The sequence below is a fragment of the Gorillibacterium sp. sgz306347 genome (genome assembly GCF_059735245.1).
This window is the reverse complement of sequence record NZ_JCAPET010000058.1, coordinates 1-24,638: the sequence shown is the minus strand read 5'-3', so window position 1 is coordinate 24,638 and position 24,638 is coordinate 1. Positions and strand designations below refer to the sequence as shown.

Genomic DNA, 24,638 nt, shown 5'->3' with positions numbered 1-24,638 from the left:
GCGCCCCGGGCGACGGTTTTGGATCGTTGCATCTGATCAGCGCCCTGGGCGGCGGTTTTGAATACGGTTGTCCCGTTACCCTGCTGCACCACATTCGTTACGTCCAGCCTTTGCGTTCCTTCAGCCGTTCGATATGCGCCAGGTGATGGGCACCGTGCCAAGCGTAAAGCCCGGCGCTGTAGGCCAGCTTCAAGTCCTCGCCTGACTCCGGGTGATGGAACGAGCGGCCCCACTGCTCTTCGTCCAGAGAGCGCAGCAAAACGGTCCAGCGGGCGTGAAGCGCTTCAAGCAGACGGAGCGAAACCTCGACCGGCATCGACCGGCCGTCGGCAAGCTCCGCCCACCGGTCCTCCGCGTACGGCTTGATGACCGGTTTTTCTTCGGTCAAGGCCAGCTTGAACCGGGTATAGCTGTTCAGATGGCTGTCCGCTACGTGGTGCACCGTCTGCCGGACGGTCCAGCCCCCTTCCCGGTACGGCGTGTCCAGCTGTTCGTCCGTAAGCCCCGCGACGGCTTGGGCAAGCGCGGCGGGCAGCGCTTCGATTTTCGCCACCCATTCCTCCCGTTCTTTCCGGGTTACGTTCCCTGCATGCGTGAATTTGCCGATCGGATACCGAAGATCTTCCATTTGGGTTCCTCCTTTTTTGAACGAAAATTTAAACCGGAACTCCGTCCAAGTCCCATCCACGAAGGATGTCTTTTTTGACGTCCCGGCTTGCTTGTCTTGCCGTTCTTTTAGCAAAAGCTTCTTGGTTCGGAACCAAGCGGCGGGGATGAAGGGCGGGGATGAAGCGGTTGGGCCGCAAGCAAACGATACCCAGGCAACGGTGATGTGAATAAGTGCAGAGCGGCACTTATTTCCCATGCTATCCCGCTCCTATTGCGAATAGTAGCATATACGCACTTATTTCTTTAAAAAGAAGCGATTTTCAGAGAAAACCGGAGAAATAATTGCCTTTTTGCATCTATTCAGCTAAAAGTGGCGGATTAGGGCAAGATTAGTTGCTTTTATGCACCTACTGCCCATCCCTAAGAGCAAAAGGCACCCGAGATAGTAGGGGGTTCGGGTCTTAACCGCCCGTGTGCCGGCGGACGACCCTAAACTGCTTTTTCCAAACTACGATATCGGATGGGGCTTAGCTTCCGGGTCGCTCCGACGTCTCCCAGCGTCCCTCGTATTCCATGTGATCCGCCGCCGCCAGCGCCGCCTCCCGGCCGAACAGCCGGGCCACAACGTGCAGCGACAGGTCGATGCCGGCGGAAATGCCGGCCGATGTCACGAGGCTGCCGTTGTCGGTATAGCGCGCTCTTTCTTCCACGCTCGCGCTCTCGGGAACCGTTTCGCGCAGCAGGCCGTACGCCGAATGGTGCGTGGTCACGCGCTTGCCCGCAAGCAGCCCGGCCTTGGCCAGCAGAAGGGCGCCCGTGCATACGGACATGACGATTTCCGCCGCCGGAGCGGTTTTTTCGATCCAGCTGACGAGCTCGCGCCGGTGCATTTCCCGCCGGGTTCCCTTCCCGCCTGGAACAACCAGAATATCGGGCGGCGGACAGTCCTCCAGCGTATAAGCCGGATTGACGCCAAGACCTCCCCGCGCCCGCACCGGCTGACCGGTTTCGGCCACGGTATAGACTCGAAAACGCGCCCCGTCCAGCCCCGCTACCGAAAACACCTCAAACGGTCCGCAAAAATCCAGCACTTCCACCTCGTCGAAAATCAGCACCGCAACATTGCGTGTCCGGCTCACAGCAATCCCCCCCTGCATTTTTGGCTTCCATCAGCTTCGGTAGGCAATTTCTCCGTTGACTACGGTCATCGTTGCCGCCGCTTCCGGCAGCCGCTCGGAGTCTCCGAACGGATTGCGGTCGACCACCGTAAAATCGGCGGCATAACCTGGCGCAAGCGAGCCCCGGAAATTCGCTTCGCCCGCCGCCAGCGCGCTTCCTCGCGTGAACAGGCCGACGGCCTCTTCCGCGGACAGCTTTTCGCCGGGCAGGTAGCCTTCGTGCGTCTCGCCCGGCTTGCGGCGCGCGATGGCCGCATACAGGCCGAGGAACGGGTTCAGCGGCTCGATCGGCGCGTCACTGCCCCCGGCACACGGAATGCCTGCCGCAAGCAGCTTGCGCCACGCGTAGCCGTACTCCGCCCGCTCCGGCCCCAGCCGCTCCATGACCCAGGGGAAATCGCTGGTCACAAAATGCGGCTGGATGTCCGCCGCAAGCGGAAGGGCGCGCATGCGCGCAAGCAGCTCGGGCCGCAGCACCACCGCGTGGATCAGCCGGTCCGGGAGCGGCTTTGCGGCCATCCCCGCGTCCGGACGAGCGGATGCCGGAGCGCCGGGCGAAGCCTTGCCGCCGGGAAACAAGCCGGCAGGCGGGCTGGCGGCGGACAGCGCGCGTCCGCCGGACGCGGCGAGCGGGTGCGCTTCCATCGCCCGCAGGGTCAAATCCGCCGCCTCGTCCCCGATCGCGTGGACGGCAACCGGAAAGCCGAGCCGGCGAGCGTCGGCCACAAGGACGTCAAGCGCCTCCTCCGAATGGATGGCGATGCCCCGGCTGCCCGGGTCATCGTGATACGGCTCGGCGAGAAGCGCCGTGCGCCCGCCCAGCACCCCGTCGGCGAAAATCTTGGCGCCGCCGATACCGAGCCAGGCGTTCCCCGCCCCGCCGGAAAGGCCGAGCGCCGCAGCTTCCTCCAAAAACGGATAATACAGCAGCTGGTGCGTCCGGAGCCGAATCCCTTCCTCATGAAGCTCCCGGTAAATGCGCAGCATCGTGTCCACGCTTCCCAGGTAACGAAGATCGTCCGTATGGACCGCCGTCAGGCCAAGGCGGAGCGCATCCAGACAGGCGCGGCGGATGGTGTCTTTCCGGGCCGTGTAATCCGGCTCGGGAAGCACATCCTGAAAAGGCGCGGCCGCATCCTCGTAGATTCGCCCCGTCAGCCGTCCGCTCGCGTCCCGCCCGTACGCGCCGGACGCCGGATCGGGCGTCGACGCCGTCACGCCGGCCCGGCGAAACGCCTCCGAGTTGCCGAGATAGGAATGGAAGCAGACCCGGGTCAACAGGACCGGATGGCGGTCCGTGACGGCGTCCAGCTCTTCCATGGTCGGTGCCACAGCGGGACGGAAGGCGTTCTCGTTCCAGTTCTGGCCGAGAATCCATTCGCCTGGCGGCGTCGCTTCCGCGCGCTCGCGCAAAAGACGCAGCATGTCTTCCTTGGAATTTGCTGCGGTGAAATCAAGCGCCGCCAGCTTCATGCCGTGCATGGAAAGGTGCATGTGGCTGTCCGCCAGTCCCGGCAGCACCCAACCGCCCTCCCAGTCTACGGTTTCAAACGGTTTCCCGGCGGCCTGAAGCCGTACATCCGCCTCCTCGCCCGCCGCCCGGATCACGCCGTCTTCAACGTAAACCGCCAGCTTCCGTTCGCCGGAAGCTCCGAGCGCCTGCCTTCCGTTTATGAACAAAATCTTCCTCATTTCCCGCACGCTCCTTCCTTTTTCCCTTTGCCTTGCATTTTCCGTTTTCACCGCAAGGATTGCAAGTGCCGCCTGATTTCACTTATTCCGCTCGTCTTCCGCTTTTCTTTTCCGGGCTCAGTCTGGTTGCCTCTCGCCGCAAAAGACTTGTATAATGGCAAAACAAACATATGTTTGCATCACGAATCCGCATCGGAGGTCTTATGAAAGGTTCGACCCATCTGGCCATCGGCGCCGTTATCGGCGTGACGCTGGCCGCCGCTTATCCGCTGTCCTGGCCCGCTTCCGCCCTGTACCCGGCCGTCGCCTGCTTCTCCGCGCTTGCCTCGGACCTCGACGGCCCCGGGACGCTGAGCTCGCGCGTGGACAAGCTGTCCCGCCTGCTGTCCCGTCTCCTGCCCGGCGCGGGACTCGCGGCCGCCGCATACGCTGCGGTCCTATACTTCGCGTATGGCCGCTTCTCGCCCGCATGGACCCTTGGCGCGGCAATCGCTCTGCTGCTCGGCCTCGTGGTGCGCGAGGGAACCCTCCGCAACGCGCTGGTCAGCGTGATCGGCGTGGCCCTCCTGTACGCCGGCTGGCGCCAAAACGCCCCCTGGCTCATGGGCCTCGGCGCTTTCGTCGTCTGGGTGCCCTGGCTGAAGCACCGGGGGCTCAGCCATACCTTATGGGCGCTGATCGCCTGGAGCCTGATCGGCAAAAACCTGGAGCAGCAGCTCGGCATTCCCGGTCTTGCCGCCGCCGCAGGCCTGGGGTACGCCTCCCATCTTGTGGCTGACACCCTCACGCCAAGCGGGGTCAAATGGCTGTACCCCCTCGGCAAAAAATCGTTCAAAATCCGCCTGTAACCGCGATCGCAAAACCGGCATCCCCGGTGTTCGCGAAGTCCTCCGCAGCCAGTTCCCTTTGCAAAGTCCTCCGCAGCCAGTTCACAAGGTACGCCACTGGCGGCCGGCGTTTGCCCCAAGCTAAAAGCCGGGTCCGAGCGGCTTGGCGGCCGGCCCGGCGCAAAACGCCGGTCTCCCCGCCGGTGGTCCTCAGCAGCCGGAGGGACACGGCTTCCGGCTCTGCACCCGGTACCACTGCTTGTACAGCCCGGCGAAGCCCAGCTTGGCATACAGCCGCAGGGCGGGCTCATTGTCCTCCAGCACCTGGAGGTAAACCTCCTCCGCCCCCTCCTGCTTTGCATCGCCCAGCAGATGCAGGACGAGCGACTCCCCGTACCCGCGCCGGCGCTGCGCCGGGTCCGTCACAATGTCAAACAGCCCGGCCCGTTTGTCCTGGACAACGGCCAGCCCGCAGGCGACCGTCCGTCCTTCCTCCTTCAGCTCCGCGAAGCGGCAGGCAAGCGGGTGGCTGCCGAACATCCGGCGGATCGTCTCACGGTGCATTTCCTGCCGGGGACTGAGCGCGCAAAAGGCATCCAGCCACTCTTCCGTAAGCCCGCCCGAGAAATGGATGCCGTCATGCGCGGGCTCGGGCAGCTCCCCGAGCCGCAGCCTCTGGATGCTTACCGGCTCGACCACCGCATAACCCCGCTCCGCCAGCAGGGCATCAAGCCCCTCCGGCTCCGCCGCTTCCGTCATCTGAAAGACGGCCGCCTGCCCCTTTGCCGCGTAAAAGGCTTCGGCATAGGCCGCCTTTTCCTCCAGCGGAAGGCGGGACGGATAATGGGGCAGCACGCTGTTGGCCCGTTTCGTATAGCCGTCCGCCAGCCGCAGCACCCAACCGTCGTAATGCACCGTGTGCAGGGAAGGCCAAGCGTTGGCCGCCCATTCCTGATAATCGCGGATCGTCTTGTTCATGCTTCGTTCCCCTCCGTCTCTCCTTGTGCCGCCGGCGGCGCCTCAAGTTCCAGCGGCGCCCCCGTCCGCGATAAAATTAACCATCCGGTAAATTTTTTGGGCTTCGGCGTTCTTTTTCCTCCGGGAGAGGGTAAAAATAAGAACAAGCTCATACCCGGAGGTGTCCAACCACATGAACCGACCGCTTTTCCGCTGGCTGAATCCCGTGCTTTACGTTGCCGTTTTAATCGTCAATTACTTGTCCAACGCCCTTCCCTTTTACGGGCGCACGACCGGTGAAATTTCAGACAAGTTCCATACGCACATCACGCCGGCCGGATACGTGTTCGGCATCTGGGCGCTGATTTATGTTCTCCTGGGCGTTTTTATGGTGTATCAGGCATTGCCCGCGTCGCAAAACAAGGAGATCGTCCGGAAAACCGACGGCTGGTTCGCGTTGACCTGCGTGTTCAACATCATCTGGCTGTTCCTGTGGCATGCCGAGGATTTGGTCTGGTCGACCATCGTCATCGCGCTGCTTTTGATCAGCCTGATGGCGATTTATGTAAACGTGCGCTCGCTCTCCCGCTCTTCAACCGTGGGAGAACGCTGGTTTGTCCGCCTGCCGTTCAGCATCTATCTGGGCTGGATCAGCGTCGCCACGATCGTCAACATCACGATCCTTCTCATGGAAAGCGATTGGAACGGCTTCGGCCTGTCCTCCCAAACCTGGGCCGTGCTGCTTATGGCCGTCGCGCTCGGACTGGCGCTATGGATCGGCTGGCGGTACAAGGACATCCCGTTTATGCTTGTCTTTGTCTGGGCGTTTATCGGCATTGCCGTCGAGCAGCGGAATTACCCCTTCGTTATGTGGACGGCGCTCGTGTTCGCGGCGTTTCTGGTGTTCTTTATCGTCCTGCGATTGTTTAACCGGAACGGGGGACGCACTGGGGCAAAACCCGCCCGCGTGCGCTGACAAAAGCGGCCGGGCCGCCTCCCGTCCGGATACGCGCCGGAGGAAAGGCGGCCCACCGCGGCTTCAAGCGCAAGCGACCTCTCTCTTCACGCCCGCCGCCGCCCGATTTACCGCATCCGCGTTGCGCCGACCAGCACCGCCATGACGACCAGGGCGGGCAGCAGGTCGGCGGCGCGGACTTTTTGGATTTCCGGCAAGTTTAACCCCACCCGATGATCAGGATGCCACCGGAGCCCGAGGCCGGGCGTGAGCACCAGCGCGGTCATGCCGTCCTTCCGTTTTCATTATTCATCTGATCCAAAAAAGCCTTAACGGTTTCTCCCGCTTCTTTTGGCATTTGCATCCAAACATAAGCATGAATAGAGCCGGGTATATTTTTTATTTCGAATTTGGACACCATGGAGCTGAATGCCTTCAAACTATGCCTGATTCCTTCATTATTCCGTTCCTCTTCGCTAGGGAGGAACAAGATCGGGCACTGTACTCTTGAATAATAGTTTTCAAATGCAACCTCCCAATATTTCTGAATATATTCCGATCTCACATGATTCTGATAGTGGCTGACAATCGTTCCTTCCTCTGTCTCGACCATGGTGCTCTCGAGAAAGGATGCGACGTGCTTGTTCCAGACACCTTGCTTTACGAAACCCTCTTTTGCCTCGGCAAGATATTCCTCCCGCGAATCGGCTTTCGGAATTTTACGCTCCGATAGTTGAACGCGCATCATACCTTTTTCCCGCTCGATCTCTTCCTCGCTGCCATTAAATAACCCGAATTCTCCGAACTCATTGTATAATGCGCCCTCGCAAACCAATGATGCAACTTTCTCCGGGTGGGAGGCTGCCAGGCATAGCCCAACCTCCGCCCCCATTGAGCTGCCTACAACATGACAGACGTCGATCTTTAGTGCCAGAAGCAGAAGATACACATCGTTCGCCATATCTTCAATATGATAGCCCGTCTCCGGTTTATCCGACTTTCCATGTCCGCGCAGATCGGGCGCTACAATCCGGTACGACTTGGAGAAAAGAGGCAGTATCCCGTCCCACATGTTCAACGTACCGCCGCTGAAGTGAAGGAACAGGATGACAGGCTTAGACTCAGTTGAATATCTTACATTTAACTGAATAGAGTTTTCCAATGTTATCCGCTTCTCGATCATCCGTTAAGACTCCTTATTATGTAGTAATAACCGAACCTTCTCATCCAAAGAGTTGCCGCTGCTTACGATACGGCTCCCCGCTTTTGATCGCCAAGGACAAGCCGATGACGCACGTAAAAAGGCCGCCCGCGTGCAGCATGTTCTGGTGCATGCTTTCCTTCGTTTTGGGAATCACCCGCCCGATCAAGCCGGATGATTGCCGCCGCATTTACCGCCGTCCCCCATAACGCCATGTGCCGTTCCCGCCTTCCGCTGTGCAATTTTTCCCATCATTGTACTTGTTTTACGGACGGGCCGCCAGAACATTTTTGCAAAAAAACGGGTTGCCGCCGTTCATTTTTGTGTTAAGATGGGGAGGAATTCCAACCGGCGCGTTTAACCGCGCCGCTGCGCAGCATTCACACTGGGGGGGCCGCAAGGCTGAGATGGACGAACGTCCGGACCCTTTGAACCTGATCCGGGTCATACCGGCGGAGGGAAGTGGGAACGAATGACGGCGTCCGTCCGGGGCCTTTTTACCGGTTTTCCCGTGGCGATTCCGTTCGATTCTTTCGACCGCTCCTCTGCCGGAGCGGTCTTTTTGCGTTTGCCGAAGCCGTGCGAAAGGAGAAAGCGATAAAGATGGTTTATCCCGAGCTTCACTGGATTCTGAACGCCCCCTTTCCGCACCCGCAGCTGGCGGCGGACGCGCAGGTATTTGTCGATTTCATCCACCTGCGGGACAAAACCGCCTCCGCCCGCGAGCTTCTCGGCTATGCCGAACGGCTGCTTGCGGCCGGTCTGCCGCCGGAGAAGCTGGTCGTCAACGACCGGATTGACGCCGCCCTGCTGGCCGGAGCCGGAGGCGTGCAGCTGGCCTGGCACAGCCTGCCCCCCGCGGCGGTCAAGCCGCGATGGCCGTTCCTGCGGGTCGGCCGCTCCGTGCATTCGCCCGAGGAAGCCGAGGAAGCGGCGGCGGCGGGCGCGGACTACGCGCTGTACGGCCACGTGTTTCCGACCGCCTCCAAGCCCGGCCTCCCGGGGCGCGGGCTCGCCGGACTCGCGGAAACGGTCCGCCGCTGCCGCATCCCGGTCATCGCGCTCGGCGGCATCCGCCCGGAGCATGCGAAGGAAGTGCTGGCGGCGGGCGCAGCGGGCTTTGCCCTCCTGTCCGGGATCGGCGCGGCGGACGACCCCGTCCGCGCAGCGCGCCGCTACCGGGAGGCGGCGGACCGCGCCGCTCTCGCCGGAAGCGGAAGCCCGGCGGGCGATGCCGCCGGGCTTCCGCCGGAAAGCAAAAAGCCTTCCGGCGGCGGGGGAGGTGAGCGGAAATGAAAGTGAACGTGAACGGCCGGACCCTGGAGCTGGACGAGTCCTGCCGGACGCTGGCGGATTTGCTGGAGCAGCCCGAATGGAAGGGCCGGAAGCTCGTGGCGGAGCTGAACGGCGAAATCCGGCTGGCGGACAGCTACGCGTCCTCGCGGCTCGCCGAGGGCGACCGCATTGAGCTGGTGCATTTTGTCGGCGGCGGCTGAGCTGCGCTTTGGTTAAAGCGCAATCCGGCTCCCCCGGAAAGGAGAAACCCATGAACCAACACCCTGCCATGCTCGCGGTTCGCGGGCTGGAGTACCGCTATCCCGGCGAACCGGGTCCCCCGCTCTTCGCCGGCTTTGGCCTGACCGCCCGGGAAGGCGAGCTGGTCGCCCTGATCGGCCCGAGCGGCTGCGGCAAAAGCACACTGCTGAAGCTCGTCGCCGGGCTGCTGGAGCCGGATGCGGGCGAAATCCGGCTCTCGCGTTCCGCGCCGCTCGCCGCCGCGGAACGGATCGGCCGGTCCGCCTATATGCCGCAAAAGGATCTGCTGCTCCCCTGGCGCACCGTGCTGCAAAATGCGATGCTCGCGGGCGAGGCAGCCGGCCAAAGCGGTCCCGCGCTTGTGCGCGAAGCGGAGGAAGGCTTGCGCCGCTTCGGCCTGGCGCAGTGGCGGGACGCTTACCCCGCCACGCTGTCCGGCGGCATGCGGCAGCGGGTCGCTTTCCTGCGCACGGTGCTGGCCGGGAAGCCGCTCCTGCTGCTTGACGAGCCGTTCGGCGCGCTGGACGCGATGACCAGGCGGAGCATGCACGTCTGGCTGCTTTCCCTCTGGGAAAGCCTGGGCCGGACCGTGCTTCTGGTCACGCACGATCTGGAGGAAGCGCTGCTGCTCGCCGACCGGATCGTCTGTCTGCCGCGCCCCGGCACGGGAAGGCCGCCCGCGGAAGTGGCGGTGCCTTTGGCGCGGCCCCGCCGTCCGGAGCAAATTTACGAGCCGGCTTTTCTGGAGCTGCGCCGGAGACTGGAGGGTGAGCTTGCCGATGACGAAGCCTGACGAACCGGCGAACGCACGCTCCGCGCTCCCGCCGGACGCCGCACGGCCCGACGCGCAGCGCAGGCCGGACACCGCACAGCCGGACGCGCCGCACGCCCAAAGCCGCGACTCCGCACAGGGGCCGGTCTTCGCACGGCCCGGCGCGCAGCGCAGGCCGGACACTCCGCTGCCGAACGCCGCACGAAGGCCGGACGCCGCCAAAGCCCGGATCGGAAGCGGCGCAGCGCCGGGGGCTAGGCTCGGCTCCGGCGCACTGTGGCCCCTTTTGGCGGCCGCCGTCCTGCTGGCCGTCTGGGAAGCGGTCTGCCGCGCCGGCGCGGTTCCTGCTTACATCCTGCCCGCCCCGAGCGCCGTTGCCGCCGCGCTGTGGCGCTACCGGGAGCCGCTGTTCGCCGTCCACCTGCCCCGCACCCTGCTGGAGGCGGGAGCCGGCTTTCTGCTCTCGGCCGCCGCCGGAGCCTCGCTTGCGGCGCTCATGCATCTGCGGCCCCGCTTCGGCCGGGCAGTTTATCCGCTGCTGATCGCCAGCCAGACGATCCCGCTGATCGCCCTCTCTCCCTTGTTCATGCTGTGGTTCGGCTACGGCTTGTGGAGCAAGGTCGCCGTCACCTTCCTGCTGGCGTTCTTTCCGGTGACGGTGAGCACCTACGACGGCCTCGCGCAGGGGGAAAAGGAATACGGCGAGCTGCTTCGCTCAATGGGCGCGAGCCGCTGGTTCGTTTTTCGCCGGGCCCAGCTTCCGATGGCGCTCCCGCCTTTTTTCACCGGGGTCAAAATGGCGCTTGTCTTCAGCGTCGTGGGAGCGACCATCGGAGAATGGCTCGGCGCCGATTCCGGGCTCGGCTATTTCAGCCGCCGGATGGCCGGAACGATGAAGGCCGACGGCCTGTTCGCCGCCGTGCTGCTGCTTTCCCTGCTTGGCCTGGCTCTTTTTCTGCTCGCGTCACTGCTGGAGCGCCGGCTGCTGCCCTGGACGCAGGGCCGAACCGGCCCCTTGCGGCGCAGCCCGTCGCGGCGCAGCCGAAGCTGGCGCCCGTTCCGCTTTTAGGAAAGTCGCGCGCCGTTTCCCCACCATCCTTGATCCGAAAGAAGGGATTTTCCTTTGACCCGTACCAACCGACCGAACGCTTTCCGCCGCAGGCGCCGTCAAGCCGCCCTGCTGCTCGTTCCGGCTCTGCTGCTGGCGCTGTCCGCCTGCGGCTCCGGCAAAAATGCCGCAGACGGCGATACGCAGAAGCTCCGCCTGATGCTGGACTGGTACCCCAATGCCGTTCATACCTTTTTGTACGCCGCACTGGACCAAGGCTATTTCACCGACGAAGGGCTTGACGTGGAGATCGTCATGCCCGCCGAGACGAACGATCCGCTCAAAATGACCGCCGCCGGCAACGTGGACCTTTCGCTCACCTACGAGCCGCAGCTTTTGCTCGCCCGGGCGGAGGACATCGACGTGGTGGCGCTCGCTTCCGTCGTCCGCCACCCGCTCAACGTCCTGCTGACCAAGACGGACAGCGGCATCGAAACGCCGAAGGATCTGGCCGGCAAAACCGTCGGCTTCCCTTCCATTCCGCTCAACGAAGCGCTGGTGCGCACAGCCGTCGAAGCCGACGGAGGCGATCCCGGTGCCGTCAAGCTGACGGACATCGGCTGGGACCTCGTCCCCGCGCTCGGGGCGGACAAGGTGGACGCGATCAGCGGCGGCTTTTTGAACCACGAGAAGCTGATGCTGGCGAAGGAAGGCTACTCCGTCCGCGCCGTCGACTATACCGCATTCGGCGTGCCCGACTATTCCGAGCTGGTGCTGGCCGCAAGCGCCAAAACCGCGGAAACGCGCAAGGACGCCCTGCAAAAGTTCTGGCGCGCCGCAAGCAAAGGCTTCGCCTACACCAAAGAGCATCCCGAGGATGCGCTTCGGATTTTGCTTGACAAACAGGAAGAAAGCGCCCCGCTGGACGCCGATCTGGAAAAAGAAAGCCTGTCGCTGCTGCTGCCCCTGATGGAGGACGAAGGAGCCGCATTCGGCGCGCTGAAGCCCGCATCCTGGACAGCAACGGCGGATTGGCTGCGGAAGGAAGGCATGCTGGAGCGGGAACTCGATCCCGCCCAAGCCCTGGCTCCGATTGCCGGGGAGTAACCGAAAGGAGGCGAGGGCCGTGTACGACCCTTTTGTTATCGGAGGAAAAACGCTGGAGAGCCGGCTCTTCATCGGAACCGGAAAATACAGCCGCAACACCCTGATCCCGGAGGTGGTGGAGCGCTCGGGTGCGGAGGTGATCACCGTCGCGCTGCGGCGGGTCGATCCCGAGGCCGGGGAGGAAAACATCCTGACCCATATTCCCGGGCGGATGACGCTGCTGCCCAATACATCGGGCGCGCGGACGGCGGAGGAAGCCGTCCGCATCGCCCGGCTGGCCAAGGCGGCCGGCATGGGCAACTGGATCAAGATTGAAGTGATCCAGGATCAGAAGCACCTGCTGCCGGACAACCTGGAGACGCTTCGCGCGACGGATGTTTTGGCCCGGGAAGGCTTTGTGGTTTTGCCGTACATGAGCCCCGACCTGTCCGCCGCCCTGCGGATGCGGGACGCGGGCGCGGCGGCCGTCATGCCGCTTGGCTCGCCGATCGGCAGCAACCGGGGGATTCGCACCCGGGAGCTGGTGAGCATTCTGATCGACGAGCTGGATGTCCCCGTCATCGTGGACGCCGGGATCGGAAAGCCGTCCGAAGCGGCCGAAGCGATGGAAATGGGCGCGGCGGCGGTGCTGCTCAACACCGCGATCGCCACCGCCCGCGACCCGCTCGGCATGGCCGAAGCGTTCCGCGAGGCGGTGCGCGCCGGCCGGCTGGCCTATCTGTCCGGGCTCGGTCCCGTTTCCCGGCAGGCCGCCGCTTCCTCGCCGCTGACCGGCTTTCTCGATTAAGCTCCACCCTTCATCCTGAAAGGAGAGTCGCCTCATGAGTTTTTACGACACCTTGGAACGGCTGGAGCGGGAGTACCCCGAGTACCCGTTCCGGCTCCGGGAATTCAGCACGGACGATGTGCGCCGGGCAATTTCCCGCGCTCGCCCGGACGAGCGCGACCTGCTTGCCCTGCTTTCGCCCGCCGCCGAACCGATGCTGGAGGAGATGGCCGTCCGGGCGCAGGAGCTGACGCGGGCCCGGTTCGGGCATACGATGCAGCTGTTCACCCCGCTCTATGCCGCCGATTACTGCGTCAACCGCTGCACGTACTGCAGCTTCAGCGCCGAATTCCAGTACCCGCGCAGGAAGCTCGGCATGGAAGAGCTGGCGCGGGAGGCGGAGGCCGTGGCGGCGACCGGGCTGAAGCATGTGCTCCTTCTGACCGGCGATTCCCGGCGGGAGACGCCGGTTTCCTACCTCACCGACTGCATCCGGACCCTGCGCCGGTATTTCTCTTCCATCGGGCTGGAGGTGTATCCGCTGGAAACCGGCGAATACCGGGAAACGGTCCGGGCCGGAGCGGACAGCCTGACGCTTTATCAGGAGGTGTACCGCCGGGAAGCGTACCGGAATCTTCACCTCAAGGGACCGAAGCGGAATTTCCGCAGCCGGCTGGACGGTCCCGAACGGGGCTGCGAGGCGGGCTTCCGCGCCGTGCAAATCGGCGCGCTGCTCGGCCTTGACGACTGGCGGCGGGACGCCTTCTTTACCGCCATGCATGCGCGGTATCTGGAGGAGCGCTACCCCGACGTGGAAATCGGCCTGTCCGCGCCCCGCTTCCGCCCCTTTCTCGGCGGCCAGAGCCCGCTAAGCCCGGTGTCCGACAAAAACCTGGTGCAGGCGATCCTGGCCTACCGGCTGTTTCTGCCGGGCGCGGGCATTACGCTGTCCACCCGGGAACGGCCGGAGCTGCGCGACCGGCTGATTCACCTCGGCGTCACCCGAATGTCGGCCGGGGTGTCCACCGAAGTCGGCGGGCACACGGAAGGCGGCGGGACCCCCCAGTTCGAAATTTCGGACGAGCGCAGCGTCGCCGAAATCCGGCGGATGCTGCTCCAAAGCGGCCTTCAGCCGGTATTCAAGGATTGGGACATTCTCTCCGATCCGCTTTACGCCTGAATTTGTCCAATCCCGCCTCGCGCAAAAAACGGCACCCCGCCCCGGGTGCCGTTTTTTGTCCTGCGCCGTGCCCTTAGCGGGACCGGTCAAGGTTACGCCTTGCTGTCGTGCAGCTCATGCGCATTTTGGTGGAATTGTTTGATCACACGCTGCAAGGACTGTTTGTCCTGCCCGCTTAACCCTTTGCTGTTCTGCTGCAGGATCATTTCCTGCATTTTTCGTCTCAACATTTCCGAACGGCGTTCAAGCAGCTGGTGGTGCGTCAAAATACTCCACTCCCCTTTTGGTTTCTCGTCTCTTTTTACGCTAGTTCCCATTATAAAACGGATGAAAGAAGGATGAAAACGCAGCGATCCGCCGTATGCCCCCTTTTCCGCGCATTTTTGACGATTTACGGGAAACAGGCGGGGCGAAAGAAACGTTTTTCGGCGTTTTTCTTCGCTTTACTTCTTTAAAGCGTCTTCTCAGTCCATTCTCAATAGGCACTCTTCGCAAATTCGCCCATACAATGGAGCATCGCGCATTTCGTGCCGCACCCCTTCGGGAGTGCATAAAAGGAGGACGCTACAGCATGTCCAAAACGGATTTGCCTTACCCGGTTTACCCTTATTACAGCAAAGAAACGGTTTGCGAGGAAGCCCCGCTCCCTTTCCCTCCCCAGCACCAGCAGCGGCAGCCGGGAATGGAATACCTGATGAACCCGCGGCCGATTTTCGATAATCCCGGTTACACCGGAAGCGGCAAGCTGGCCGGAAAAACCGCGCTCGTCACCGGCGGCGACAGCGGCATCGGACGTGCGGCAGCCGTCGCTTTCGCCAAGGAAGGTGCCGGCGTCGCGATCGCTTATCTGGACGAAGCGCGGGACGCGGCGGAGACGAAAGCGTATATCGAAGGGCTCGGCGGGCGCTGCCTGCTTATTCAGACCGATTTAAGAAGCCGGGAAGCTTGCTTTGACGCGGTAAAACGGACCGTGAAAGCCTTTGGCCGCCTTGATGTGCTCGTTAACAACCACGCCGTGCAATTTGTCAGGCGCAGCATTCTCGACGTGACGGAGGAGCAGCTTTATCTGACGTTTCAAACCAATATTTTCTCCTACTTTTTTCTGACGCAGGCCGCGCTGCCCCACCTGAAACCGGGTTCGGCGATTATCAACACGGCGTCCGTCGTCGCCTATGCCGGCCAGCCCGAGCTGCTGGATTACTCCAGCACCAAAGGAGCGGTCGTCTCGTTTACGCGCTCGCTGGCGCTGCAGCTGGCCGAAAGCGGCGTCCGGGTGAACGCGGTCGCGCCGGGCCCGGTGTGGACGCCGCTGATTCCGGCCTCGTTCCCGGCACCCGAGGTGTCCCGCTTCGGCGCGGACACGCCGCTAAAACGGGCGGCTCAGCCTTTCGAGCTTGCGCCGGCCTATGTTTACCTCGCCTCCAATGACTCCCGCTACGTCACCGGGGAGGTCCTCCACGTCAACGGAGGCCAAATGGTCACGACGTAGGCCGCAACGCCGGGCGGGCCGCCGCCTTTTCCCTTCCCGCCCGGAAAGGCTTTGCTTTTTTCTCTGCCTGCCTCCGCTGCGTCTTTGCCCCGCCGTCTCTCTGCCTCTTCTGGCTCCTCTGCCTCTCTGCCCCGTCCTCCGTTCTCCCCGGCCGCCGGGGTTCGCATGCGCCTAAGCTCCGCTGGTATAATAGAGGGGAACCCATTGCAGCCTGGACAGACAGGAGGAGCTTATTTCATGAAACAGGTAAAAGCGTTCGGGCCGGGGCAGCTCAGCGTGGTGCAAACCGAAGCGCCCGAGCCCGGACCCGGCGAAGTCGTGGTGGAAATGAAGGCCTGCGGCATTTGCGGCTCGGATAAATGGTTCTGGCATGTGGAGGAGCCGTCCGATTATGTGGCCGGACACGAAGTAGCGGGACTCGTGACCGCCGTCGGCCCCGGCGTTCGGAGCCTGTGGCCCGGGGACCGCGTCGCGGTGAACAATGTGCGCGGCTGCGGGGAATGCGAAGCCTGCCGGAAGGGCGAATACGTCCGCTGCCGGACGCACACGCACATGGGCTTCGGCTTTTCAGAAAAGCTGGCGGTGCCCGAGCGGAACTGCCTGAAGCTGACCCCCTCCCTTACGTACGAGCAAGGAAGCCTGATCTTCGATAACTGGGGAACCCCCTACTCGGCCATCGGACGCACCGGGATGGGAGCCGGCGATACCGTGCTGGTAACCGGCTGCGGCCCGATCGGCCTGGCGGCCGTTGCCTTGTCCCGTCTGCGCGGGGCTCGGGTCGCTGCGATCGACCCGGTGCCGGAACGGCGCGAACGGGCGCTTGCGCTGGGTGCGGAAGCGGCGTTTGCTTCGTCCGGCCGGCTGACGGAGGAAATGGAGGCGTTTTTCGGCGAGGAAGGACCGGCTTATGTCCTGGAATGCTCGGGCAAACCGGCTTCGTACGAGCTGGCGTTCGAGACGCTGCGCGTCGGGGGCACGCTTGTCGCCATCGGCGAAGGAGCCAAAGTCACCCTGGAATCGAGCCGGATCATCCACAAGCACCTGACGATTGTCGGCTCGCTTTATTCCACGATGGAAGCCGGACAAGCCGTGCAGGAGCTGATCGCGGCGGGCAGCATCGATCCGCTCGCCTTTGTGACGCACCGCTTTGCGCTGGAGGATCTGCCTGATACGTTCGGCCAGGTCATCTCCGGGGACAACGGTTTGCTGAAAGCCGTTGTGGTCCGCTGACCTCGCCCGCCTTTTAAAAAAACCAGAACGATAGGAGGACACGTCATGCGATTGGGCGGGCCCGTATTTGTTGAGACATCCGATCCGGAGGTGTGGGCACAGGCCGTGCTGGACGAAGGCTACCGGGCCGCCGTCTGCCCGGTGGATCATGAGGCGGACAGCGGGACGGTGGAGCGCTTCCGCTTGGAGGCGCAGAAGCGCGGCATTTTGATCGCCGAGGTCGGTGCCTGGAGCAATCCGATTTCTCCCGACGAAAACACGCGTCGCGAGGCGCTGACCTTCTGCCAGAAGCGGCTCGACCTGGCCGAGCGCATCGGGGCGCGCTGCTGCGTGAACATATCGGGCTCTCGCGGAGAGCAGTGGGACGGCCCGCACGAAGCCAATTTCACGCCCGACACCTTTGCCCTCATCGTCGATACCGTTCGGGAGATCATCGATGCGGTGGACCCGAAGCAGGCCTTTTTTGCCTTGGAGACGATGCCGTGGGCTTATCCCGACAGCGCGGATTCGTATCTGGAGCTCATTCGCGCGATCAACCGTCCCGCCTTCGCCGTTCACTTCGATCCCGTCAACCTGATCGCCTCGCCGCGTCTGTATTTCGGCAACGGGGCGATGATCCGGGACTTTTTTGCCCGGCTGGGCCCCCATATCAAAAGCTGCCATGCCAAAGACATCCGGCTGGCGGACAAGCTGACGGTGCATCTGGACGAAGCCATTCCCGGAACGGGAGCGCTTGATTACCGCACGCTGCTGAGCGAGCTGGACAAGCTCGACCCGAACACGCCGCTGCTGCTGGAGCACCTTTCCACACCGGCGGAATACCGCCAGGCCGCGTCCTTTGTCCGGCTGACCGCCTCGGAGCTGAACATATCTTTGTAAAAAGCAGCGGCATCCGCCGGGCGGATGAGGAGTGGTTAATTCGCCGATGTCTTGGAATTCCTCCTCAAGGGTAACTCTAACGGTTGCCACAGAGCTTATTAGCCCAAAAATGAGGGGATGCAAATTGTAACGGTTGCCACAGAGCTTATTGAAGCTTTTTCGGGTCGATCCGGCCTGTTTTTCTCAAAATAAGCCCCGTGGCAACCGTTAGCGCAAAAAAAACGCGATTTTGGCTCGATTAAGCGCTGTGGCAACCGTTAGCGCAGGGCGGTGGACGAAACGAGACAGGGGCCAACCACATTCAAGAAAAAGTCTTGCTTGGACTCATGCGCGCCGCGGCGGCGCTTCACGGAAGCCCATACCGCAACTAAACCAGGCCCGCTGGTGCGGCATTCTTCTCCTTTTCGTGCGAGTCGGAACGATAGTTATCGTCGTCCCAGGCCGCAAGGGAGCAGCGGCTGACAAAACGGCAGCAAGCTCTCGGCGGACAGAGCAACGAAGGACGTTTGGGGCGGAGGAGCGCTAGCGCCCGCCTTTGTTTTCGGATTTCCTCTTCTCCAAACTCCAATCAAAGAAATCCAAAAACAACAGCGGCCAAAGACCCAAACGCTCCGCAGTTGCGCTCTTCCCGCCATGCTCCCAGCACCGCCGCTCCACAGTTGCGCTCTTCCCGCCTTAATCCCAGCACCGCCGCCCCGCAGTTGCGCTCCCCGCCCCACTCTCCACCCCGTTCCCCAGCGCCTGCGTAAAAAATTCCGCTCCCCGCCCCCTTGACCCTCACGCAGCGTGAGCCCTTATACTCCGGATTGTGGAGGTGACGACCATGCCTTACAAGGTCAAAGAGATTGCCGCGCTCAGCGGGGTCAGCGTGCGCACGCTGCACCATTACGACGAAATCGGCCTGCTCCCCCCGGCTTCGGTCAGCGCCGCGGGCTACCGCATGTACACGGACCGGGAGCTGGCCCGGCTGCAAACCATTTTGTTTTTCCGGGAGATCGGCTTTCCGCTTACGGAAATCAAAGATCTGCTGGACCGGCCCGATTTCGACCGGCGGGAAGCCCTGCTGGCGCAGCGCGAGCTTCTCTTCGCCAAGCGCAAACGGCTGGACGACATCCTTTTCACAGTCGATAAAACGCTGAGTGCGATTGAAGGAGGAAAGGCGATGAGCGAAAAGGAAATGTTCGAAAGCTTCGACACAACGCCGCTGGATGAACATAGACGCAAATATGCCGAAGAGGCGCGCCGGAAATACGGGGCGGAAACGGTGGAAGCGGTGGAGAAACGGGTGGAAGGCTACAGCAAAGAGGATTGGAAAAAGGCGCAGGGCGAGATGGACGGCATTTTTGCCGCTGTGGCCGGCTTGATGGACCGTGGTCCGCAGGACGCGGCGGTGCAGGAGCAGGTGGCGGCGCTGCGCAGCCACATCACGGAACATTACTACGACTGCACGCCGGAAATTTTCCGCGGGCTTGGGGAGATGTACGTCGCGGACGAACGTTTTACGGCCAACATCGACCGGTACGGCGCCGGACTGTCCGCTTTTCTGCGGGACGCGATGGCTTATTACTGCGACCGGCTGGAGGCCGGCAACTGACAGCCGCATCAAACGAGACGCTTCGGCTCGACGGCCGGCGTCTCTTTTTGCTTCGCTCCCCGTTCACTTTCCGTTCGCTTCCCCTTCACTCCCCGTTCGCTTCCCGTTCGTTTCCGTTCGCTTCCAACCGTCCGTACATATTTTTCCGGCCGAGAGGCATCCTATCTCCGAGCAAAACGAACCTGGGAGGAATGCCGATGAAACGCATGATAAGTTTGCTTGCCTGCGCCCTGCTGCTGCTCGGGACGCTGCCTTCCGGGGCGGAAGCGTCCGCACCCGGCGGCCCGTTCAACTTCGGCTTTAAAAAAAGCCGCAACGGGTCGATGCCCTCCATTAACGAAGAAGGTTTTAAAGCGGTCCTGGAAAAACAGGGAGCGGTCTTCCTGGGCGATACGTCGCAAAAAGAGCTTTACCTGACCTTTGACAACGGCTACGAGAACGGCTGCACCCCGAAAATTCTTGACGTGCTGAAGGAGAAAAAAGTCCCGGCCGCCTTCTTTCTGACCGGCCACTACGTCAAGGATCAGCCTGACCTGGTACGCCGGATGGCGGCGGAAGGGCATCTCATCGGCAATCACTCCTGGAGCCACCCCGATATGACAAACATTTCAAACGCAAAAATTTCCGAGGAGCTGGCCAAAGTCAAAAAGGCGGTCGAGGAAGTGACCGGAAAACCGGGCATGAGCTTTTTCCGCCCCCCGCGGGGCGTGTTTAGCGAGCGGGTGCTGGCAGCGGCGGCAGCGGACGGCTATACCAGCGTCTTCTGGTCGGTCGCGTACAAGGATTGGGACACGAAGCAGGTCCGCGGCGCAGGCTATGCGCGCAGCCAGGTGCGGGCGCAGCTGCATCCCGGCGCCGTCATCCTGCTGCACGCCGTTTCCCGGGACAATGCAGACGCCATGGGGCAGATCATTGACGACGCCCGGGCGCTCGGGTACGAGTTCAAAAGCCTCGACCAGCTTCAGGTGAAACGGTACTGAAGCCGTTTTGCGTCACGGGAACCGATACTGAAGCCGTTTTGCATCACGGGAAGCGCAAGCCCTGGCCGGCAGACAAAAAAAGGACCTCCGGGCAGCAGCTGCTTGCGCTTCCGGGAGGTCCTTCCTGAAGTTCTTATGCACAGCCGAAAAAGAAAACCTTGCGAATCCGCCGGCCCCAGACCGCGGCCAATCAGCCAATGGTGATTTTTCCTTCGGGGTAGCGGTACAAATCTTTTTCTGACGGCTTGGGCGTTAAAGCAAACGCCAGCGTAACCGGCCCCAGGCGCCCGACAAACATGAGCACGATGAGCAAAATTTTGCCGAAGGCGGTCAGCTGCGGCGTCAGCCCCATTGACAGCCCGGCGGTGGCGTAGGCGGAAACCACCTCAAAAAAGATGCCGAGAAACGGGTAGTTCTCCGTCGTGGACAGCAGCATGGTGGCGAGCACCACCGCGAAAAAAGAAAACAGCGTAAAGGTGATCGCTTTGTTTACGCGGTCTTTGGGCAGCCGGCGGCGGAACATGACGATGTCCTCTTTGCCGCGCAGCATGGCGATCATCGCGCCGACCAGGATGGCGAAGGTCGTTACCTTGATGCCGCCCCCGGATGAGCCCGGCGCCGCTCCGATAAACATCAGGATGATCAGAAAAAACTGCGTCGCCTGCCGCATGGAGGCAATATCGAGCGTCGTCACCCCGGCGGACCGGGCCGACACCGACTGAAACACCGAGCTCAGCGCTTTTCCGCCGAAGGGAAGCCGCTCCAGGGTCAGCGGGTTGGTGAATTCAAAGATCAGAATGACCACCGCTCCAAGCGCGATGAGCGCCCCGAACACCGAAAGCACCACTTTGCTGTGCAGGGTCAGCTTTCGCGTTTTGCGGTAACTGAGCAGATCCGCGATTACGATAAAGCCGATGCCGCCCAAAATAATCAGGACGATCGAGACCCCGTTCACGAAAGGATCGTTCACATAATCGGCCATGCCGGGGTGGCCCGGCAGCTCCCCGAACAGATCAAAGCCCGCGTTGTTAAAAATGGAAATGCTGTGAAACAGACCAAAATAGAGCGCTTGTCCCAGCGGCAGCTCGGCCAGCCAATGCAGGGTCAGAAGCAGCGCTCCGACGCCTTCGATGATAAGCGCGTAGACGAGCACACGGCGGATCAGCCGGACGATTCCTTCAACGGAGCTTTGGTTCATCGCCTCCTGCAAAATCAGGCGCTCCTTAAAGGTGATCCGGCGGCGGAGCAGCAAGGCGATGAGCGTCGCCATCGTCATAAACCCGAGCCCGCCGATCTGGATCAGCGTCAGCAGCACCAGCTCGCCGAACAAACTGAAATGGCCGCCCGAGTTCACCACCGTAAGGCCGGTGACGCAAACGGCTGACGTGGAGGTAAACAGCGCGTCCAGGTAGGAAAGCGGCTCCCCGCTGTCCGACGCGGCGGGAAGAGCCAGCAGCACCGATCCGGCCAGGATGATGCCGATGAAGCCGAGCGCCAGCACCTGGGGCGGGTTGAGCTTCCAGTACCAGTTTCTTTCATGCAGCCTTCTTCTCATCGGTCCCTCTTTTGCTCTCCATTCATTGGGTTATCTTACACCGTCGGCGGAGCCGGAGGCGCGCCGGATTCCGCGGCGGGGGCGGGGGAAATCGGGCCGTCCTCCGGCTGCACATCCAGCAGGTCCAGCAGGAAGATAAACAGCGGGATGCCCAGGATCAGGCCCCAGACGCCGAAATAATGCTCGCCGAAAATCAGCACGACAAACGTATAAAACACCGGCAGATGCGTTTTGGAGGACATCAGCTTCGGGTTGAGCACGTAGCTTTCGATGGCGTGAATGACGGCGACAAGCGCCAGCACGTAAATCACCATCCGGATCTCTCCGATGCCGTAGGCGATAAAGCTCAGCGGGACCAGCGAAATAACGACACCCGCCACCGGAATAAGCCCCAGCAGGAAAATCATCACGCCGAGCGCCACCAGTTGGGGAAACCCGAGAATCCACAGCATGATGACGGACAGCCCGCAGTTGATCGCCGCGATCAGAAACTGCACCTCGATGACCTTGCCGAAGGAATTGACAAACCGGGTGCCAAAATACTCCAGCTCGTCGTAAAAAAACGAGATTTTGCTTGTCTTGAACTTTCGGGTAAATCGGAGGATCCGCTGTTTCTCCAGCAAAAAGAACAGGCTGAGGAGCAGGGACAGAAAAATGGTCAGCCCCCATTTGCCGATATTCGTCGCATAGCCGAGCAGAATGTCGAAGCCTTTTTGAAAATAGCTGGCCAGATCAAGACTGTTCAGTTTCTCGACAAAATAGTTGATCACTTCGTTTTCCTGCGGCTCCAGCTTGATGGCGCTGATTTTGTTCACCAGCTGCGTGAACTGGTTGATCACGACCGGAAAATACTTCGCGATTCCGAAGGCGAGCAGCGTGATCATAAGCGCGTACAGAAAAAGCACGATCACCTGCGGCTTCACCCGGATTTTCAGCCGGCGCTGCAGGATGCCGCTTAACCCCTGCTCCGCGCGGTTCATCAGAAAGGCGATGATGAAGGTAATCAGCGCCAGGTTCAAAATGCCTCTCAGCAGGATGACGATCAGGAGCAGCGCCGCCAGAATCAGCACGCGGTTCAGGCTTTTGTAGTGCGCGGAATAATAGTTTTTGAGCATCTGCCAACCTCTTTCAACTCGAATGTTTCTTGCTCCGTCGACCGTGTCTTCTTTCATTTTAGCCGTTTCCTGTTCCCCCGGCAAAGCGGATTCCCCGCCGTTCGCGGCATTTTGTCCAAGGGGAGGGACATTCCCATTCATTACGCGCCACCCGTCCTTCCGGTTCCGAAATTTCCGCCTTTTTCCGATGATCCGTTCGTTCCGCCTGCCCCGGCCGATTTTTCGCCGTTTTCCGGCTTGGTCTTCCTTCATGGGGACTTTTGCTATGGCATATGCTGTATTATCGGATCGTATCCTTCCTTCTCCACTTATTGTTTCTTTTTCCTGTACTCTTTATAATGATCAAAAAGGGGGTGATTGAGTTGGAGAGTTGAAGCATAGCTTCGTCCTATTCGCTGACACACTGAACTCAAAAATCCCGGAGGTGAATATCCGAACCCGTGCGGGGAGGATGACCATTTGGAAGATGGTTTATCAATTTTTCTAAACTTGCTTTTGGTTGGCTTTTTGGTGTTTTTAAACGGCTTTTTTGTGGCGGCCGAATTCGCGCTGGTGAAGGTGCGCGGCAGCCGTCTGGCGGAGCTGGTCGCAGCCGGCAACGCCCGGGCCCGCATTGCCCAGCATGTCACCTCGCGGCTTGACGCCTATCTCTCCGCCTGTCAGCTCGGCATTACGCTGGCATCGCTCGGACTCGGCTGGGTGGGCGAACCCGCCATCGCCGATCTTGTGGTCGGTCCTCTGCTCGAATGGGCCGGCGCGTCCGAATCCCTCGTGCATCCGATTGCCCTCGGTACCGCTTTTGCCATCATCACTTTTCTGCATATTGTGCTGGGCGAGCTTGCGCCCAAGTCCATCGCCATTTTTCGCTCGGAGGCCACCTCGATGTGGTTAAGCGCGCCTCTGATGTGGTTTTACAAGCTGACCTATCCCCTGATCTGGATTTTGAACGGCGCGGCGAACAAGATGCTGGGCTGGATCGGCGTGCAGCCTGCAAGCGAGCACGATGCCGGACATACGGAAGAAGAAATCCGCATTTTGATGAAGGAAAGCCAGAAAAGCGGCCACATCGACGAGAACGAGCTCGCCCTGGTGGAAAACATTTTCGAATTTTCGGAACGGATTGCACGCGAGGTCATGATCCCCCGGATTATGGTCGAATGCCTGTACACGGACCTCACTTTTGAGGAAAACCTCGACATCGTCATGAAAACCCGCCACACCCGCTATCCCCTTGTCCACGAGGATAAGGACGATATTCGGGGCATTGTCATATCTTCCGATATCTACACGGCTGCGCTTACGCAAGCCCGGGACTCGATCGACGTGGAAGCCTTCGTCCGCCCGGTGCCCCATATTCCGGAATCGATGGAAATCAGCCAGGTGCTTCGCGTCATGCAGCGCGACCGCGTGCACATGGTCGTGGTGGTCGACGAATACGGCGGAACCGCCGGCATTGTCACCATGGAGGACGTGCTGGAGGAAATCGTCGGAGACATTCACGACGAATTGGAGAAAGACAAACCCGAGGTGGAGGTTTTCGATACATATACTTCAATCGACGGCCGCTTCCTGCTGGACAAAGTAAACGACTTGTTCCACCTCGACATCGAGGACGAGGAAGTGGATACGATCGCTGGCTGGCTCTACCAGCAGCTTTCCGACAAACCGCAGCTCGGCACCCGGGTCGCCTACAAGGACGTGGAGTTCGAGATCACGGAGCTCGACAATTTGCGGATCAACCGGATCAAGGTGCACGCCCTGCCTTACGACGAAGACCTGCTCAGGGAAGCGACCGTCTAGCGGCCGCCAGCCGGCTTGCGGAGCCGCCCGACGCGCGACAGCCACGGCGCACGGCAGCCTCCGGCGCGGCAGCCTCGGCGCGCGGCGGCTCGGCGCGCGGCGGCCTCGGCGCGCGGCAGCCTCGGGCGCGGCGGCCTCCGGCGCGCGGCAGCTCGGCGCGCGGCGGCT

24 protein-coding genes and 1 riboswitch are annotated in these 24,638 nt (G+C 61.6%); of the genes, 15 read left to right on the top strand and 9 right to left on the bottom strand.

All coding sequences use genetic code 11. The features are described from left to right. Positions 1 to 97: 97 nt before the first annotated feature. The 3 genes from AC6I6H_RS20430 to AC6I6H_RS20420 all read right to left on the bottom strand — a co-directional run bounded on the left by AC6I6H_RS20430 (position 98) and on the right by AC6I6H_RS20420 (position 3,479). On the bottom strand, positions 98 to 628 hold the full coding sequence (locus tag AC6I6H_RS20430; protein ID WP_497956161.1) for a YfiT family bacillithiol transferase: 531 nt from the start codon (positions 626 to 628) through the stop codon (positions 98 to 100). A gap of 508 nt (positions 629 to 1,136) precedes the next feature. Further along, complete coding sequence (locus AC6I6H_RS20425) at positions 1,137 to 1,748, bottom strand: DJ-1/PfpI family protein (RefSeq protein ID WP_497956159.1); 612 nt, start codon at positions 1,746 to 1,748, stop codon at positions 1,137 to 1,139. 30 nt (positions 1,749 to 1,778) lie between these two features. Further along, entirely contained in the window at positions 1,779 to 3,479 is a 1,701-nt protein-coding gene (locus tag AC6I6H_RS20420) for an amidohydrolase (protein ID WP_497956157.1), read from the bottom strand. Between the two features lie 203 nt (positions 3,480 to 3,682). Here AC6I6H_RS20420 and AC6I6H_RS20415 point away from each other — a divergent pair, with 203 nt between their 5' ends. Further along, a complete protein-coding gene (locus AC6I6H_RS20415) occupies positions 3,683 to 4,327 on the top strand; it encodes a metal-dependent hydrolase (RefSeq protein ID WP_497956155.1) in 645 nt (214 codons plus the stop codon). A gap of 189 nt (positions 4,328 to 4,516) precedes the next feature. Here the strand turns inward: AC6I6H_RS20415 and AC6I6H_RS20410 are convergent, their stop codons facing one another. Then, positions 4,517 to 5,284: a GNAT family N-acetyltransferase gene (locus AC6I6H_RS20410; RefSeq protein WP_497956154.1), complete on the bottom strand. Its 768-nt coding sequence runs from the start codon at positions 5,282 to 5,284 to the stop codon at positions 4,517 to 4,519. 172 nt (positions 5,285 to 5,456) lie between these two features. Here AC6I6H_RS20410 and AC6I6H_RS20405 point away from each other — a divergent pair, with 172 nt between their 5' ends. Next, entirely contained in the window at positions 5,457 to 6,239 is a 783-nt protein-coding gene (locus AC6I6H_RS20405; protein WP_497956152.1) for a TspO/MBR family protein, read from the top strand. Positions 6,240 to 6,501: 262 nt separating this feature from the next. Here the strand turns inward: AC6I6H_RS20405 and AC6I6H_RS20400 are convergent, their stop codons facing one another. Continuing rightward, a complete protein-coding gene (locus AC6I6H_RS20400; RefSeq protein ID WP_497956150.1) occupies positions 6,502 to 7,401 on the bottom strand; it encodes an alpha/beta fold hydrolase in 900 nt (299 codons plus the stop codon). A gap of 40 nt (positions 7,402 to 7,441) precedes the next feature. Beyond that, a complete protein-coding gene (locus AC6I6H_RS20395; RefSeq protein ID WP_497956148.1) occupies positions 7,442 to 7,609 on the bottom strand; it encodes a hypothetical protein in 168 nt (55 codons plus the stop codon). A 187-nt stretch (positions 7,610 to 7,796) separates the two neighbouring features. After that, a riboswitch (TPP riboswitch) is annotated at positions 7,797 to 7,897 on the top strand. Between the two features lie 125 nt (positions 7,898 to 8,022). Between AC6I6H_RS20395 and AC6I6H_RS20390 the strand changes: the two genes are divergently transcribed. From AC6I6H_RS20390 to thiH, 7 genes are read left to right on the top strand one after another with little or no spacing between them, the layout of a single operon-like run. Continuing rightward, the gene (locus AC6I6H_RS20390; RefSeq protein ID WP_497956147.1) at positions 8,023 to 8,715 is read left to right on the top strand and encodes a thiamine phosphate synthase; all 693 of its coding nucleotides are present in this window, start codon (positions 8,023 to 8,025) and stop codon (positions 8,713 to 8,715) included. Beyond that, positions 8,712 to 8,915 (top strand): sulfur carrier protein ThiS, encoded by a 204-nt coding sequence (gene thiS, locus AC6I6H_RS20385; protein ID WP_497956145.1) that lies wholly within the window; start codon positions 8,712 to 8,714, stop codon positions 8,913 to 8,915. Before AC6I6H_RS20390 ends, thiS begins: the two co-directional genes overlap by 4 nt. 50 nt (positions 8,916 to 8,965) lie before the next feature. Then, a complete protein-coding gene (locus AC6I6H_RS20380) occupies positions 8,966 to 9,748 on the top strand; it encodes an ABC transporter ATP-binding protein (protein ID WP_497956143.1) in 783 nt (260 codons plus the stop codon). Continuing rightward, positions 9,735 to 10,796 (top strand): ABC transporter permease, encoded by a 1,062-nt coding sequence (locus AC6I6H_RS20375; protein WP_497956141.1) that lies wholly within the window; start codon positions 9,735 to 9,737, stop codon positions 10,794 to 10,796. Before AC6I6H_RS20380 ends, AC6I6H_RS20375 begins: the two co-directional genes overlap by 14 nt. Before the next feature lie 54 nt (positions 10,797 to 10,850). Further along, on the top strand, positions 10,851 to 11,882 hold the full coding sequence (locus AC6I6H_RS20370; protein ID WP_497956140.1) for an ABC transporter substrate-binding protein: 1,032 nt from the start codon (positions 10,851 to 10,853) through the stop codon (positions 11,880 to 11,882). Between the two features lie 19 nt (positions 11,883 to 11,901). Continuing rightward, complete coding sequence (locus AC6I6H_RS20365) at positions 11,902 to 12,669, top strand: thiazole synthase (protein WP_497956137.1); 768 nt, start codon at positions 11,902 to 11,904, stop codon at positions 12,667 to 12,669. A gap of 34 nt (positions 12,670 to 12,703) precedes the next feature. Continuing rightward, positions 12,704 to 13,828 (top strand): 2-iminoacetate synthase ThiH, encoded by a 1,125-nt coding sequence (thiH, locus tag AC6I6H_RS20360; protein WP_497956135.1) that lies wholly within the window; start codon positions 12,704 to 12,706, stop codon positions 13,826 to 13,828. A gap of 92 nt (positions 13,829 to 13,920) precedes the next feature. Here thiH and AC6I6H_RS20355 read toward each other — a convergent pair whose 3' ends face one another. Next, a complete protein-coding gene (locus AC6I6H_RS20355) occupies positions 13,921 to 14,094 on the bottom strand; it encodes a hypothetical protein (protein WP_497956133.1) in 174 nt (57 codons plus the stop codon). A 305-nt stretch (positions 14,095 to 14,399) separates the two neighbouring features. Between AC6I6H_RS20355 and AC6I6H_RS20350 the strand changes: the two genes are divergently transcribed. From AC6I6H_RS20350 to pdaA, 5 genes are all read left to right on the top strand, one after another. Next, positions 14,400 to 15,317 carry an SDR family oxidoreductase gene (locus tag AC6I6H_RS20350; RefSeq protein ID WP_497956131.1) on the top strand — a complete coding sequence of 306 codons (918 nt, stop codon included), beginning with the start codon at positions 14,400 to 14,402 and terminating at the stop codon, positions 15,315 to 15,317. 237 nt (positions 15,318 to 15,554) lie between these two features. Further along, on the top strand, positions 15,555 to 16,547 hold the full coding sequence (locus AC6I6H_RS20345; protein WP_497956129.1) for a zinc-dependent alcohol dehydrogenase: 993 nt from the start codon (positions 15,555 to 15,557) through the stop codon (positions 16,545 to 16,547). Between the two features lie 45 nt (positions 16,548 to 16,592). After that, positions 16,593 to 17,426: a sugar phosphate isomerase/epimerase family protein gene (locus tag AC6I6H_RS20340; RefSeq protein ID WP_497956127.1), complete on the top strand. Its 834-nt coding sequence runs from the start codon at positions 16,593 to 16,595 to the stop codon at positions 17,424 to 17,426. Positions 17,427 to 18,249: 823 nt separating this feature from the next. Then, entirely contained in the window at positions 18,250 to 19,020 is a 771-nt protein-coding gene (locus AC6I6H_RS20335; protein WP_497956125.1) for a MerR family transcriptional regulator, read from the top strand. 197 nt (positions 19,021 to 19,217) lie between these two features. Further along, positions 19,218 to 20,000 carry a delta-lactam-biosynthetic de-N-acetylase gene (gene pdaA, locus AC6I6H_RS20330; protein ID WP_497956123.1) on the top strand — a complete coding sequence of 261 codons (783 nt, stop codon included), beginning with the start codon at positions 19,218 to 19,220 and terminating at the stop codon, positions 19,998 to 20,000. A 190-nt stretch (positions 20,001 to 20,190) separates the two neighbouring features. Here the strand turns inward: pdaA and AC6I6H_RS20325 are convergent, their stop codons facing one another. Further along, positions 20,191 to 21,555, bottom strand: coding sequence for a TrkH family potassium uptake protein (locus AC6I6H_RS20325; protein WP_497956121.1), 1,365 nt, complete (start codon positions 21,553 to 21,555; stop codon positions 20,191 to 20,193). Between the two features lie 35 nt (positions 21,556 to 21,590). After that, positions 21,591 to 22,670 (bottom strand): AI-2E family transporter, encoded by a 1,080-nt coding sequence (locus tag AC6I6H_RS20320; RefSeq protein WP_497956119.1) that lies wholly within the window; start codon positions 22,668 to 22,670, stop codon positions 21,591 to 21,593. Between the two features lie 459 nt (positions 22,671 to 23,129). Between AC6I6H_RS20320 and AC6I6H_RS20315 the strand changes: the two genes are divergently transcribed. Continuing rightward, entirely contained in the window at positions 23,130 to 24,470 is a 1,341-nt protein-coding gene (locus AC6I6H_RS20315; protein ID WP_497956117.1) for a hemolysin family protein, read from the top strand. The last annotated feature ends 168 nt before the right edge of the window (positions 24,471 to 24,638 follow it).

Bases quoted from the DNA above. Each gene is read 5' to 3' on its own strand.
- AC6I6H_RS20430 (WP_497956161.1), bottom strand. From the start codon at position 628: ATGGAAGATCTTCGGTATCCGATCGGCAAATTCACGCATGCAGGGAAC.
- AC6I6H_RS20420 (WP_497956157.1), bottom strand. From the start codon at position 3,479: ATGAGGAAGATTTTGTTCATAAACGGAAGGCAGGCGCTCGGAGCTTCC.
- AC6I6H_RS20415 (WP_497956155.1), top strand. From the start codon at position 3,683: ATGAAAGGTTCGACCCATCTGGCCATCGGCGCCGTTATCGGCGTGACG.
- AC6I6H_RS20410 (WP_497956154.1), bottom strand. From the start codon at position 5,284: ATGAACAAGACGATCCGCGATTATCAGGAATGGGCGGCCAACGCTTGG.
- AC6I6H_RS20405 (WP_497956152.1), top strand. From the start codon at position 5,457: ATGAACCGACCGCTTTTCCGCTGGCTGAATCCCGTGCTTTACGTTGCC.
- AC6I6H_RS20400 (WP_497956150.1), bottom strand. From the start codon at position 7,401: ATGATCGAGAAGCGGATAACATTGGAAAACTCTATTCAGTTAAATGTA.
- AC6I6H_RS20395 (WP_497956148.1), bottom strand. From the start codon at position 7,609: ATGCGGCGGCAATCATCCGGCTTGATCGGGCGGGTGATTCCCAAAACG.
- AC6I6H_RS20390 (WP_497956147.1), top strand. From the start codon at position 8,023: ATGGTTTATCCCGAGCTTCACTGGATTCTGAACGCCCCCTTTCCGCAC.
- thiS (WP_497956145.1), top strand. From the start codon at position 8,712: ATGAAAGTGAACGTGAACGGCCGGACCCTGGAGCTGGACGAGTCCTGC.
- AC6I6H_RS20380 (WP_497956143.1), top strand. From the start codon at position 8,966: ATGAACCAACACCCTGCCATGCTCGCGGTTCGCGGGCTGGAGTACCGC.
- AC6I6H_RS20375 (WP_497956141.1), top strand. From the start codon at position 9,735: ATGACGAAGCCTGACGAACCGGCGAACGCACGCTCCGCGCTCCCGCCG.
- thiH (WP_497956135.1), top strand. From the start codon at position 12,704: ATGAGTTTTTACGACACCTTGGAACGGCTGGAGCGGGAGTACCCCGAG.
- AC6I6H_RS20350 (WP_497956131.1), top strand. From the start codon at position 14,400: ATGTCCAAAACGGATTTGCCTTACCCGGTTTACCCTTATTACAGCAAA.
- AC6I6H_RS20345 (WP_497956129.1), top strand. From the start codon at position 15,555: ATGAAACAGGTAAAAGCGTTCGGGCCGGGGCAGCTCAGCGTGGTGCAA.
- AC6I6H_RS20340 (WP_497956127.1), top strand. From the start codon at position 16,593: ATGCGATTGGGCGGGCCCGTATTTGTTGAGACATCCGATCCGGAGGTG.
- AC6I6H_RS20335 (WP_497956125.1), top strand. From the start codon at position 18,250: ATGCCTTACAAGGTCAAAGAGATTGCCGCGCTCAGCGGGGTCAGCGTG.
- pdaA (WP_497956123.1), top strand. From the start codon at position 19,218: ATGAAACGCATGATAAGTTTGCTTGCCTGCGCCCTGCTGCTGCTCGGG.
- AC6I6H_RS20325 (WP_497956121.1), bottom strand. From the start codon at position 21,555: ATGAGAAGAAGGCTGCATGAAAGAAACTGGTACTGGAAGCTCAACCCG.
- AC6I6H_RS20320 (WP_497956119.1), bottom strand. From the start codon at position 22,670: ATGCTCAAAAACTATTATTCCGCGCACTACAAAAGCCTGAACCGCGTG.